Source organism: Klebsiella sp., assembly GCF_027492335.1.
Classification (GTDB): domain Bacteria; phylum Pseudomonadota; class Gammaproteobacteria; order Enterobacterales; family Enterobacteriaceae; genus Klebsiella; species Klebsiella huaxiensis.
In genome coordinates, this window is sequence record NZ_JAPUEW010000017.1 from 59,615 (window position 1) to 72,268 (window position 12,654).

A 12,654-nucleotide genomic window follows, 5' to 3' on the forward strand; every position below is an offset into this window, starting at 1 on the left:
TTCACCTTAACACCACAATGTACTGAATTATATGACGGTGTTATCCGATATTTAACGAATCAACCCGGTGTTTTTCAAGCCTTTGAAGGTAGTGAAGGACGGTTTTGCTCTCCCGCGTAGCTCGCAATTGGAGCGCCAGATTCAGGTTATCCAGAACCTCGGCGTGGGCAACCAGCGGCGAGTCTTCGGGGATTCTGTTTTCCGTTACCAGCCAACCAACAATGGTTTTCCAGCGCCACAAAGGGGAATTGCCCTTAACGCGCTGCACCGGTCCAGGAAACTGACCTGAGCCTCTTGCGCCATCTTTCAGCAGGGCGATGGCCTGCCGTGTCAGGCCGGTGAGTTCGGCAATATCGCTTAAACCTACCAGGGCGGAATCAACGGATTCAACCCGGGCACTGAGGGAGAGAGCGGATTCGATATCTGCAATGGCTGACAGAATAGCCTGCTCAAGAGAGTCGCTTTCGCGATCGAAATCCAGATAGACTGCGGTGCCGTAAAAGCAGACTAGGGCATCAGCGCAGCCCGCCGCATGCAGCGAATCTTCCAGACCCACGGTGTGCGCGGTAACGCCAGAAAGCGTGAGGGTAAAATTATACAGCGCCATGATTTAGTCCTTCTTGTGGTTAATCTGAGCTGATAAAGGCACCTGACAGCGGTCGACCATTCTAATAATCTGCCGGGCGTGGTTAATGGGGACTGCCGGCGTTGACCAGATACTCATCATATGTTCCCGATGCCGGGTCGTCCCGCACATTAGCCGTCCAAAACAGTGGGCGCTTTTACCGCCAGCGATAAAAATCCAACCCCTTGTGAGCGCATAGTCGATGGCTGCTCTGATATGTTTATCTGGATGTTCCTTCATCACTATGTCCTGGTTATTTTGAATACAATGTTGACGAATGTCAACGCGCAATGATGCAAAATTGCACACCAGGGGGTTATGACAGAGTGGAAAGATAATCACTGGAAGCAGATTCACAATTAAGCGGGTATTGAGCGAGCGGGTTTTGATTGTTGCGAGGAGGGTTCCATGGCGCGTAGGGGATTTATTTAAGTCAGGGAGACCGGCAAGGTCTCCCGGCGGCATAATAGCCCTGAGCTATCCCAGTACATCGGTCAGAGCTTCTTCCAGGTCATACCAACGAAAACCAAATCCGGCGGCTTCCAGGCGCTTCGGCAGTGCGCGCTGGCCGCCGAGTACCAGTACCGATGATTCGCCCATCAGCAGGCGAATAGCCGCCGCCGGAACGCGGAAAATCGCCGGGCGGTTCAGTGCGTGACCCAGCGCGTGGGCAAACTGTTCGTTGCGCACCGGGTAGGGGGAAACCATATTAAACGGGCCGCGCAGGTCGTTATCCAGTAGCCATAGAATACCGTTAACCATATCGTCGATATGAATCCACGCCAGGTACTGTCTACCGCTGCCGATAGGGCCGCCGAGGCCGAGCTTAAATGCGGGGGCCATTTTGGCCAGAATACCGCCTCGTGGTGCCAGTACCACGCCGGTGCGCAGCAAGCAGACGCGGGTATGTTCGCTTTGCGCCTCGCAAGCGATCTGTTCCCAGCGGGCGCAAAGTTTGTGGGTAAATTCGTTATGCGGTGGTTCTTCTTCGGTGACCACCACTTCGCCGAGATCACCATAATAGCCAGCGGCTGAACCGCTAATCAGCACTGCGGGCGGAGCATCGCTGGCGTTGATCAGCGTGACCAGCTTTTGGGTGATATCCCAGCGGCTGTGGCAGAGACGCTGTTTCTGCTCTGCCGTCCAGCGTTTGTCGGCGATAGGCTCGCCGGCCAGGTTGATGACGGCATCAAAGCCGTTGAGGTTTGCCTGGTGCTCGAAATCGCGCCACAGGGTGACGCGAGAGTCGAGGCGATTTTTCGCCTTTTCAGGGCTGCGCGTTGAAACCGTTACCTGATGCCCCAGCTCCAGTAGCCGAGGGATTAGATGGCGGCCAATCAGGCCGGTACCGCCAGTTAGCAGAACGTTCATAGCGCCTCCCTAAGATGCGTCTACCGCCGCCAGCTCATGGTCATGGATACCGAATCGGCGTAGCGCAGTGCGTACAGTTTATCGATCTCTACTTCAGCATATGTGACCCAATGATGTTCGCGTGCGATGTCGAGCACATCCTGAGTTAATTTTTCCAGCAGAGAGAAACGGTTATTCTCGATATGGCTAATGATGCGCTTGGTGATAGTGCGGTAGTTCAGCGCATCGTTAATATCTTCACTGTTACGTGATTGATCCGCCGGGTAGTGGATAGCGACGTTAACCACCACATCCTGGCGGTTGGCGATCTCTTCCTCTTTAATACCAATAAAAGTACGCAGGCGCAGGTTCTTAATTCGAATAATGGCGTCTGGTTGAGACATTGCAGGTTTCCTCCGTATAGTAATTTCCGCAATCATACATCAAAGCTTCTCGGCCGAGCAGGGGGTTAATGGCCTTCTGTTTTCAGGAGCGCTTCAACGGTGGCCGGGCGCTGGCGAATACGCTCGAACCAGTTGTGTATTGCCGGGAAATTCGCGAGTTCAATACGTTGGCGTTGATGGGCGTTAATCCACGGCCAGCAGGCGATGTCGGCGATGCTGTAGTGGTTTCCACCCAGCCAGGGACTCTGCTCAAGACGTCGGTTCAATACGCCATACAGACGTTGCGTTTCTACCTGATAGCGCTCAATGGCGTAGGGAACAGCCTGTGGGGCAAAATGGTTAAAATGATGATTTTGCCCGAGCATCGGGCCTAAACCGCCGACCTGCCAGAACAGCCACTGTAGCGTAACGTGGCGTTCGCGCAGTTCCCCACTAAGCAATTTGCCTGTTTTTTCCGCCAGATAAAGCAGGATCTCGCCGGATTCAAACAGGCTCAACGGCGAGCCGCCGTCAACGGGATCGTGGTCGACGATCGCCGGGATCTTGTTATTCGGGGAGATGGCGAGAAATTGCGGATGAAACTGCTCCCCTTTGCCGACATCCACCTTGATAAGGCGGTAAGCCAGCTGCGTTTCTTCAAGAAAGAGCGTGATTTTGTGGCCATTGGGGGTGGGTGCATAGTAAAGATCGATCATGAGAATCTCCCGCCGTCACAGGTCGCAAACTTCTTGAGTATAGGTGAACTCAGGGGATTCGCAGATTGACTCAGTTTGCGGTAAGAGTTGCCGTTTGAGATATCTACCCAAAATAATTCGAGTTGCAGGACAACGCACAAGCAACTTGAACTATGAAGGGTATAGGCAAAATCCTCATGGCGGCGGTCAGTGACATCCTCTGAGAGACAGGATATGTTGGCTTATCGCCCCATTACATTAGCCATTGAGGATGCCATGAGCCAGCCTGCTATTACCCTGTGGTCCGATTCTGATTTTTTCTCGCCGTATGTGATGTCCGTGTATGTTGCTCTGCAGGAAAAGAGCCTGCCTTTTACCCTTAAAACCGTCAATCTCGACAGCGGCGAGCATCTGCAAAGCAGCTGGAAAGGCTATTCTGCTACCCGGCGCGTGCCGCTTCTGGAGGTCGATGGCTTTTCCCTGAGTGAATCTTCGGCGATTACCGAATATCTGGACGAACGCTTTGCGCCTCCGGAGTGGGAACGTCTCTATCCCCATGATCTGCAAAAGCGCGCGCGGGCGCGTCAGGTGCAGGCCTGGCTGCGCAGCGATCTGATGCCTATTCGCGAAGAGCGTTCGACGATCGTGGTGTTTGCTGGGGCAAAGAAACCGCCGCTCAGCGAAGCCGGGCAGAAAAGCGCCGCAAAACTGTTTGAAACCGCCGGGGCGCTACTGGCGCAGGGCGGCCAGAATCTGTTTGGTGAGTGGTCTATTGCCGATACCGATCTCGCGTTGATGCTCAATCGACTGGTACTCAACGGCGATGAGGTACCAGCAGCGCTGGTGGAGTACGCTACCTTCCAGTGGCAGCGGGCGTCGGTTCAGCGCTACGTCGCACTGTCGGCTAAACGTGCTGGCTGATAAGCCTCAGCGGTTCCGTTATCATAGACGCATCGTAATGCGTGGAGATGGAATGTATGAAGCTGATGTTTGCATCGGATATCCACGGCTCGCTGCCCGCAACTGAACGCGTTCTTGAATTGTTCGCGCAAAGTGGGGCGCAGTGGCTGGTTATCCTCGGCGATGTGCTCAATCACGGGCCGCGTAACGCCCTTCCTGACGGTTATGCCCCCGACCAGGTTGCGGAGAAGCTCAATAGCGTAGCAGAGCGAGTGATTGCCGTACGCGGTAATTGTGACAGCGAAGTCGATCAGATGCTGCTCCATTTCCCCATTACTGCTCCCTGGCAGCAGGTATTAAGCGAGCGAACTCGCCTGTTTTTGACCCACGGGCATCTGTATAGCCCCGATAATTTGCCTCCGCTCGCCGCTGGCGATGTGCTGGCTTATGGTCATACTCATATTCCGGTTGCAGAGAAACGCGGCGATATTTTTCTCTTCAACCCCGGCTCGGTCAGCATCCCCAAAGGGGGATTTGCGGCCAGCTACGGGCTGCTGAACGAGGGTCAATTGCAGGTTTTAGCACTCGATGATCATCAGGTTATTGCAGAGGTCGCAATTTACCCGTAATTTACCCCACAACCGTATAGACGCGCCGCGAGAGCGCTTTAAAAAGTAAGGTTTCCTGATGGCGGAACAGAATCATTTGGCAAGCACAGAATGGGTCGATATTGTTAATGAAAACAACGAGGTGATAGCACAATCCAGCCGCGAGCAAATGCGTGCGGAATGTCTGCGTCATCGGGCGACCTACATTGTTGTTCATGATGGGATGGGCAAAATCCTCGTGCAGCGCCGTACCGAAACTAAGGATTTCCATCCGGGAATGCTGGATGCCACCGCTGGCGGCGTGGTGCAGGCGGATGAGCAAATGCTGGAGTCAGCGCGCCGCGAAGCGGAAGAGGAACTCGGCATCGCCGGTGTACCCTTTGCCGACCACGGACAGTTCTACTACGAAGATAAACACTGCCGAGTCTGGGGTGGCCTGTTTAGCTGCGTATCGCACGGACCTTTCGCCCTGCAAGAAGAGGAAGTGAGTGAAGTGTGCTGGCTGACGCCGGTGGAGATCACCGCACGCTGCGACGAGTTCACGCCGGATTCATTGAAAGCGCTGGCTCTATGGATGACCCGTAATGCTAATAATGAGTCATCGAAAGCTGAAAAACAGGAAGAGGCGGAGTAGCCGCCTAACAGCTATCCCGCAGGCATAAGCTGGAGGTGATGGGCTTTCTGTCGCTCCAGCTCCCCTCATTCAGGCGCTCCAGCAGCGCACGCCCGGCTTCAATGCCAATCTTGTGGTGCGGCACCGCCATCGTGGTTAACGGCGGTTGGCAAACCCGACTGACATCGCTATCTCCAAAGCCAACGACGGCCAAATCATCAGGAACTTTAATACGCCGACGCTGGCATTCATACAGTGCGCCGCATGCCAGTTCATCGGAAACGCAAACCAGCGCATCCAGTTCCGGCCAGGCCAGTAAAAACTCAGGCAGTTGTGAAGCGCCGGTGGAAAAATTAGGCGGCAGGGCGGCGTTAATCACCCGATTGGGCGACATGTGGTGGCGCAGCATCGCTTTATACCACCCTTGCAAATGCTGCTGAAAAATCCACTGCTCCTGGTTGGCGCACAATAGACCAATATTCTGGTAGCCGCGGTGGATGAGCATCTCCGTGAGTTCGAACATCGCTGCGACGTTATCAATACCGATATTCATGTCGAGGGGGTCGGCGCGCATCGCACCCATTTCCATCACCGGAATTGAGGCATTCTTCAGCCAGTGACGTACGGTATCGCTATGTTCAACGCTAAGCAGGATGGCGGCGGCGATATTGGAAGCCAACAGGGTTTCCAGCAGTTTCTCTTCCTGCTCCAGCCGGTGCTGTGATTCCGCCAGCATGATTTGATAGCCTGCCGGCTGTAAGACTTGCTGAAGTCCGGCAAACATTGCTGAACATCCCGACTCAGCAAGATTTGGCACCACCATCGCTATTGTTCTTGAAGAGGCTGAAGCCAGCGCGCTGGCGGCAAGGTTGGGCATATATCCCAGTTCCTGCACTGCCGCTTCAATTTTTTCACGCAGTTTATCGGAAACCTGCTCCGGCGTGCGCAGAGCACGGGAAACGGTCATCGTGCCCACACCAGCAAGCTGAGCAACATCGGCGATCGTCACTTTGCCGGTACTACGCCGTTTTCGGGTTAGAGACATACACATTCCTGTTGAACAGACGCTTTTTATCATCATCCATCACTTCACGTGTTTGGGAGTATACGCTTTAAATGCCTACTTTTTTTGCGTTTTCACATGATGATGATGAATTGATAGCGCTATCACAAATCTGAATGTTATCTGTTGGTAGCGCTATCTTTGTGATCGTTCTCGCAGTTAACTATTGTTAGCTTGAATAAAGTTTGCTCATCTTTTGCTGATGACGAGGGACAAGATGCTTAAAACATGGATCTCTGATGCAACCATTACGCTCCTGCAGGAAGTAGAAACCTGGCCGCAGGCGCTGGATATCTGCGCCAGGCCGTTGCTTGAATCCGGCGTTATCGCGCCTGAGTATGTGACGGCGATCGTTGAGCAACACCATAAACTGGGGCCGTATTATGTGCTGGCTCCGGGGTTGGCAATGCCGCATGCGCGGTCGGAAGAGGGGGCGAAAGGCTTAGGTTTATCGCTGCTGAAGCTGGAACAGGGAGTGTCATTTGGTTCTGAAGAGTTCGACCCGGTTGATATTATTATTATGCTTGCGGCACCGGATAAGCACAGCCACATCGAAATGATCTCCGCGCTAGCGGAATTATTTTCCAGTGATGAAGATATGGAAAAATTACATCAGGCGAAAACCCTGGAGGACATAAAAAAAATAATTGCACGATTCTGAGTTAATTCGATAATCCGATTTATAACCCATTGCGCGCTAGCGTGATGAGGACGAACTCTACCCAAAAAAGGTGATAATAATGAAAATCATGGCAATTTGCGGTTCAGGCCTGGGCAGTAGTTTTATGGTTGAGATGAATATTAAAAAAGTGCTTAAAAAACTTGAAATAGAAGCTGAAGTGGAGCACTCCGATCTCTCATCGGCAACGCCGGGCGCGGCAGATTTATTTGTGATGGCAAAAGATATTGCCGCCAGCGCCAGCGTGCCGGAAAGCCAGCTGGTGGTGATCACCAACATCATTGACATTAATGAACTCGAAGCGCAGCTGCGCGCGTGGTTCGCCAAACAATAACTCTTTATAGCGAGGCGGATATGTTTATCCTTGAAACGCTGAATTTTGTTGTTGATATTCTCAAAGTACCCTCTGTTCTGGTCGGGTTAATTGCGCTAATTGGTCTGGTAGCGCAAAAGAAATCTTTTTCCGATGTCGTGAAAGGAACGATAAAAACTATTCTGGGCTTTATCGTTCTGGGTGGTGGTGCGACGGTATTAGTTGGCTCGCTTAATCCGCTAGGGGGAATGTTTGAACACGCCTTTAATATTCAGGGGATTATTCCTAATAATGAGGCGATTGTTTCTATTGCGCTGGAAAAATATGGTGCATCAACTGCCCTTATTATGGCATTTGGTATGGTAGCGAATATTCTGGTTGCCCGCTTTACGCGTCTGAAATACATCTTCCTGACGGGGCATCACACCTTCTATATGGCCTGTATGATCGGCGTGATCCTCACCGTGGCGGGCTTCGAAGGCGTCGGGCTCGTGTTTACCGGCTCGCTGATTCTCGGACTGGTGATGGCGTTCTTCCCGGCGCTGGCGCAGCGCTATATGAAGCGGATTACCGGTACCGATGATATTGCCTTCGGCCATTTTGGCACGCTGGGCTATGTGCTCTCAGGCTGGATTGGTAGCGTCTGCGGTAAAGGTTCGCGTTCGACCGAAGAGATGAACCTGCCGAAGAACCTGAGCTTCCTGCGCGACAGCTCCATCTCCATTTCACTGACCATGATGATTATCTACCTGATTATGGCGGTAAGCGCGGGGCGTGAGTATGTTGAAAGCACCTACAGCGGCGGTCAGAACTACCTGGTATACGCCATCATTATGGCGATTACCTTCGCGGCCGGGGTGTTCATCATCCTGCAAGGCGTACGCCTGATCCTGGCAGAAATCGTCCCGGCGTTTACCGGTTTTTCGGAAAAACTGGTGCCAAACGCCCGTCCGGCACTGGACTGCCCGGTGGTTTATCCCTATGCCCCGAACGCCGTGTTGATCGGCTTCCTGTTTAGCTTCCTCGGTGGCCTGGTCGGGCTGTTCCTCTGTGGTCAGTTTAAGTGGGTGCTGATTCTGCCGGGCGTAGTACCGCACTTCTTTACCGGTGCAACTGCCGGGGTGTTCGGCAATGCTACAGGTGGTCGTCGTGGAGCAATGATCGGTGCTTTTGCCAACGGTCTGCTGATCACCTTCCTGCCGGTGCTGTTGCTGCCAGTGCTGGGGGCGATTGGTTTTGCCAACACCACCTTCTCGGATGCTGACTTCGGCGCCGTTGGTATCGTGCTGGGCAACCTGGCGCGCTATCTGTCACCGTTTGCTATCACTGGTCTTGTTGTGGCGTTGTTCGCTCTGTTGGTGGTGTACAACGTGTTTGCGAAAAAGAAATCTGCGGGCGGCGGCGCGCAGGAGAACAGCGGAGCTAAATCATGAATGTGCAAGAAGTGACCAAACTGGCGCGTGATATTCGCGTGGCAACCCTTAAATCGCTGACGGATCTTGGTTTTGGCCATTACGGCGGCAGCATGTCGGTGGTAGAGACCCTGGCGGTGTTATACGGCGCAGTGATGAAGATTGATCCCGCCGATCCGGATTGGCCTGAGCGAGACTACTTTGTGTTGTCGAAGGGGCATGCCGGCCCCGCGTTATACAGCACCCTGGCGATCAAAGGCTATTTCCCGGTTGAAGAGCTAAGCACGCTGAACCAGAACGGGACGCGTCTGCCAAGCCATCCGGATCGTCTAAAAACCCGTGGCGTGGATGCCACTACCGGCTCGCTGGGGCAGGGGATCTCCATCGCGGGTGGCATGGCGCTGTCGCACAAGCTGGCCGGACGCCCGAATCGCGTATTCTGCATCGTCGGTGATGGCGAGCTGAATGAAGGCCAGTGCTGGGAAGCATTCCAGTTTATTGCCCACCACCGTTTGAATAACCTGACCGTGTTTGTTGACTGGAACAAGCTCCAGCTTGACGGCAAGTTGGACGAAATTATCCGCGCTTTTAATCTGGAAGATAAATTCCGCGCCTTTGGTTTTGATGTCGTTACTGTCAAAGGTGATGATATCCCCGGGCTGCTGGCGGCGGTACAGCCTGTTCTGCCAGCCGATGCGCGTCCACGTGTAGTGATCCTTGATAGCGTTAAGGGGCAGGGGGTTCCGTATCTCGAAAAGCTTAGTAATAACCATCACTTACGCCTGACTGCGGAGATGAAAGAAACGCTAAACGAGACTATTCGCCAACTGGAGGCCGAACATGATTAAGGTTGCACCCGCAGGACAAAAAGACGCCATGGAGATGCGCAAAGTCTATGCCGGATTTGTCGCGCAGCAGATTGAAGCCGGTAGCTCAATTATCGCGCTGGAAGCGGATCTGATGAGCTCCATGGCGATGGACGGCGTAGCGCGGGAATACCCCCAGTACGTTATCAACTGCGGCATTATGGAAGCCAACGTGATTGGCACTGCCGCCGGACTATCGTTAACCGGGCGCAAGCCGTTTGTGCACACCTTTACCGCTTTTGCCAGCCGCCGTTGCTTTGACCAGCTGTTTATGTCGCTGGATTATCAGCGTAATAACGTCAAAGTAATCGCCTCGGATGCGGGCGTGACTGCCTGCCATAACGGCGGTACCCATATGTCGTTTGAGGATATGGGTATTGTCCGCGGTCTGGCGCACTCGGTGGTGCTGGAAGTGACCGATGCGGTGATGTTTGATGATGTACTGCGCCAGCTTATAGACCTTGAGGGTTTCTACTGGGTGCGCACGATCCGTAAACAGGCGCCAAGCGTGTACGCGCCGGGTTCAACGTTTACCATCGGCAAAGGTAACGTCCTGCGCGAGGGTGATGACATCACGCTGATCGCCAACGGTATCATGGTGGCGGAAGCACTGGAGGCGGCGCGTCAGCTTGAACAAGAAGGAGTCAGCGCGGCGGTCATTGATATGTTTACCCTGAAACCTATCGACCGCATGCTGGTAAAAAACTATGCCGAAAAAACCGGGCGCATTGTGACCTGCGAAAACCACAGTATCCACAACGGGCTTGGCTCTGCGGTGGCGGAAGTGCTGGTGGAGACCTGTCCAGTGCCGATGCGCCGCGTGGGGGTGAAAGAGCGCTACGGTCAGGTGGGAACTCAGGATTTCTTGCAGAAGGAGTATGGGTTGACGGCGCATGATATTGTCTCGGCGGCGCGAGAGCTGCTGTAAATAAAAAGGCGACCAGACGGTCGCCTTTTTCATGCTGGAGGCAGATTATGCTTGCTGCTGGGACGACTGAATCGCGGTCAGAGCGATGGTATAAACGATATCGTCTACCAGCGCGCCACGGGACAGGTCGTTCACCGGCTTACGCATACCCTGTAGCATCGGCCCGATGGAGATCAGGTCGGCAGAACGCTGTACGGCTTTGTAGGTGGTGTTACCGGTGTTCAGGTCAGGGAAGATGAACACGGTAGCACGACCGGCAACCGGAGAGTTCGGCGCTTTGGATTTCGCAACGTCAGCCATTACTGCGGCGTCATACTGCAGCGGGCCGTCGATCATCAGGTCAGGACGTTTTTCCTGCGCCAGGCGAGTCGCTTCGCGTACTTTCTCTACATCGCTGCCTGCACCAGAGGTGCCGGTGGAGTAGGAGAGCATCGCAACGCGCGGTTCGATACCGAAGGCAATTGCGGAGTCTGCAGACTGGATAGCGATTTCAGCGAGCTGTTCAGCGGTCGGATCCGGGTTGATCGCGCAATCACCATAAACATAAACCTGTTCCGGCAGCAGCATGAAGAATACGGAGGAGACCAGGGAGCTACCCGGCGCAGTTTTGATCAGCTGCAGCGGCGGACGGATGGTGTTAGCTGTGGTATGTACCGCGCCGGAAACCAGGCCGTCGACTTCGTCTTGTTCCAGCATCAGCGTGCCGAGAACCACGTTGTCTTCCAGTTGCTCACGGGCAACGGCTTCGGTCATGCCTTTGCTCTTACGCAGCTCAACCAGGCGGGCAACGTAGCTTTCGCGAACGACTTCTGGGTCAACGATTTCGATACCAGCACCCAGCTCTACGCCCTGAGAGGCGGCAACGCGGGTGATTTCATCCGGGTTACCCAGCAGTACGCAGGTCGCAATACCGCGTTCGGCACAGATAGCCGCCGCTTTAACGGTACGCGGTTCGTTACCTTCCGGCAGAACTACGCGCTTGCCTGCTTTACGCGCCAGCTCGGTGAGCTGATAGCGGAAAGCTGGCGGAGAGAGACGACGGCTGCGCTCGGAAGTTGCGGTCAGGGATTCAATCCAGTCGGCGTTGATATAGTTAGCAACGTATTCCTGAACTTTCTCGATGCGCTCGTGATCGTCAACCGGAACTTCCAGGTTGAAGCTCTGCAGGCTCAGAGAGGTCTGCCAGGTGTTGGTGTTAACCATAAATACCGGCAGGCCGGTCGCAAATGCGCGTTCGCACAGTTTGCTTACACGCGGGTCCATTTCATAGGCCCCGGTCAGCAGAATGGCACCGATTTCTACGCCGTTCATCGCTGCCAGGCAGGCGGCGACCAGCACGTCAGGACGGTCTGCGGAAGTGACCAGCAGAGAGCCTGCGCGGAAGTGTTCCAGCATGTGCGGGATGCTACGAGCACAGAAGGTGACGGACTTCACGCGACGGGTTTTGATGTCGCCTTCGTTGATGATGGTGGCGTTCAGGTGATGCGCCATATCAATCGCACGAGTAGCAATCAGATCGAAGCTCCACGGTACCGCGCCCAGAACCGGTAATGAACTACCGTTCTGCAGCTGAGCCGGGTCGATCTTCACGACTTTCGCTTTGGAAGAGTCGTCGAAGATTTCGGACAGATCAGGGCGAGTACGACCCTGTTCATCAACCGGAGCGTTCAGCTTGTTGACGATAACACCGGTGATGTTGGTGTTTTTTGCGCCGCCGAAGCTGCTGCGAGTCAGCTCAAAACGCTCTTTCAGCTGTTCCGGGGTATCTGTGCCCTGGGACATCACAAAGACGATTTCCGCGTTCAGCGTTTTCGCGATTTCATAGTTCAGGGACTGGGCAAACTGGTGTTTGCGGGTCGGGACCAGACCTTCAACCAGCACCACTTCAGCATCCTGAGCGTTGGCGTGGTAGTTGGCGATGATCTCTTCCATCAGCACGTCTTTCTGGTTGCTGGAGAGCAGCGACTCGACGTGGCTCATTTTCAACGGTTCTGCGGCCGGAAGGTCGGAGTTCGCGCGAATGATGGTGGTCGTCTGGTCTGGCGCATCGCCACCGGCGCGCGGTTGAGCGATAGGTTTAAAGACGCTCAGACGAACGCCTTTACGTTCCATAGCACGGATAACGCCGAGGCTGACGCTGGTCAGGCCTACGCTGGTTCCGGTAGGGATCAACATGATTGTACGGGACACGATATATCCTCTTTCGTTACCGCCAGTAT

At 54.2% G+C, this 12,654-nt stretch carries 15 protein-coding genes; 8 read left to right on the forward strand and 7 right to left on the reverse strand.

The annotated features are described in order from the left end of the window. Positions 1 to 40: 40 nt before the first annotated feature. The 5 genes from QVF11_RS07030 to yfcG form a co-directional block, all read right to left on the reverse strand. Positions 41 to 607: a DNA-binding protein gene (locus tag QVF11_RS07030; protein WP_112212969.1), complete on the reverse strand. Its 567-nt coding sequence runs from the start codon at positions 605 to 607 to the stop codon at positions 41 to 43. Between the two features lie 3 nt (positions 608 to 610). Continuing rightward, positions 611 to 865 carry a hypothetical protein gene (locus QVF11_RS28610; protein ID WP_112212970.1) on the reverse strand — a complete coding sequence of 85 codons (255 nt, stop codon included), beginning with the start codon at positions 863 to 865 and terminating at the stop codon, positions 611 to 613. A gap of 237 nt (positions 866 to 1,102) precedes the next feature. Further along, positions 1,103 to 1,996, reverse strand: a complete 894-nt coding sequence (locus QVF11_RS07035; RefSeq protein WP_142513020.1) for a TIGR01777 family oxidoreductase — start codon at positions 1,994 to 1,996, stop codon at positions 1,103 to 1,105. A gap of 20 nt (positions 1,997 to 2,016) precedes the next feature. Further along, positions 2,017 to 2,379: a dihydroneopterin triphosphate 2'-epimerase gene (folX, locus tag QVF11_RS07040; protein ID WP_110272259.1), complete on the reverse strand. Its 363-nt coding sequence runs from the start codon at positions 2,377 to 2,379 to the stop codon at positions 2,017 to 2,019. Positions 2,380 to 2,444: 65 nt separating this feature from the next. Beyond that, positions 2,445 to 3,074 (reverse strand): GSH-dependent disulfide bond oxidoreductase, encoded by a 630-nt coding sequence (yfcG, locus tag QVF11_RS07045; protein WP_112212972.1) that lies wholly within the window; start codon positions 3,072 to 3,074, stop codon positions 2,445 to 2,447. 255 nt (positions 3,075 to 3,329) lie between these two features. Between yfcG and yfcF the strand changes: the two genes are divergently transcribed. From yfcF to yfcD, 3 genes are read left to right on the forward strand one after another with little or no spacing between them, the layout of a single operon-like run. Continuing rightward, on the forward strand, positions 3,330 to 3,974 hold the full coding sequence (gene yfcF / locus QVF11_RS07050) for a glutathione transferase (protein WP_287855902.1): 645 nt from the start codon (positions 3,330 to 3,332) through the stop codon (positions 3,972 to 3,974). A 56-nt stretch (positions 3,975 to 4,030) separates the two neighbouring features. Further along, positions 4,031 to 4,582, forward strand: a complete 552-nt coding sequence (yfcE, locus tag QVF11_RS07055) for a phosphodiesterase (RefSeq protein ID WP_112212973.1) — start codon at positions 4,031 to 4,033, stop codon at positions 4,580 to 4,582. 58 nt (positions 4,583 to 4,640) lie between these two features. Then, a complete protein-coding gene (yfcD, locus tag QVF11_RS07060; RefSeq protein WP_112212974.1) occupies positions 4,641 to 5,195 on the forward strand; it encodes an NUDIX hydrolase YfcD in 555 nt (184 codons plus the stop codon). 4 nt (positions 5,196 to 5,199) lie between these two features. On the opposite strand, the gene QVF11_RS07065 is transcribed toward yfcD, so the two are convergent. Then, positions 5,200 to 6,219 carry a LacI family DNA-binding transcriptional regulator gene (locus tag QVF11_RS07065; RefSeq protein ID WP_112212975.1) on the reverse strand — a complete coding sequence of 340 codons (1,020 nt, stop codon included), beginning with the start codon at positions 6,217 to 6,219 and terminating at the stop codon, positions 5,200 to 5,202. A gap of 235 nt (positions 6,220 to 6,454) precedes the next feature. On the opposite strand from QVF11_RS07065, the gene QVF11_RS07070 reads away from it, so the two are divergent. From QVF11_RS07070 to QVF11_RS07090, 5 genes are all read left to right on the forward strand, one after another. Continuing rightward, the gene (locus tag QVF11_RS07070; RefSeq protein ID WP_287855906.1) at positions 6,455 to 6,898 is read left to right on the forward strand and encodes a PTS sugar transporter subunit IIA; all 444 of its coding nucleotides are present in this window, start codon (positions 6,455 to 6,457) and stop codon (positions 6,896 to 6,898) included. Between the two features lie 79 nt (positions 6,899 to 6,977). Further along, positions 6,978 to 7,250, forward strand: coding sequence for a PTS sugar transporter subunit IIB (locus QVF11_RS07075; protein ID WP_041146575.1), 273 nt, complete (start codon positions 6,978 to 6,980; stop codon positions 7,248 to 7,250). A 20-nt stretch (positions 7,251 to 7,270) separates the two neighbouring features. Beyond that, entirely contained in the window at positions 7,271 to 8,662 is a 1,392-nt protein-coding gene (locus QVF11_RS07080) for a PTS ascorbate transporter subunit IIC (RefSeq protein ID WP_112212977.1), read from the forward strand. After that, positions 8,659 to 9,489 (forward strand): transketolase, encoded by an 831-nt coding sequence (locus tag QVF11_RS07085; RefSeq protein ID WP_287855911.1) that lies wholly within the window; start codon positions 8,659 to 8,661, stop codon positions 9,487 to 9,489. The genes QVF11_RS07080 and QVF11_RS07085 overlap by 4 nt, the downstream gene beginning before the upstream one ends. Continuing rightward, complete coding sequence (locus QVF11_RS07090; protein ID WP_287855913.1) at positions 9,482 to 10,435, forward strand: transketolase family protein; 954 nt, start codon at positions 9,482 to 9,484, stop codon at positions 10,433 to 10,435. Before QVF11_RS07085 ends, QVF11_RS07090 begins: the two co-directional genes overlap by 8 nt. A gap of 45 nt (positions 10,436 to 10,480) precedes the next feature. Here QVF11_RS07090 and pta read toward each other — a convergent pair whose 3' ends face one another. Continuing rightward, on the reverse strand, positions 10,481 to 12,625 hold the full coding sequence (gene pta / locus QVF11_RS07095; protein WP_112212980.1) for a phosphate acetyltransferase: 2,145 nt from the start codon (positions 12,623 to 12,625) through the stop codon (positions 10,481 to 10,483). Between the last annotated feature and the right edge of the window lie 29 nt (positions 12,626 to 12,654).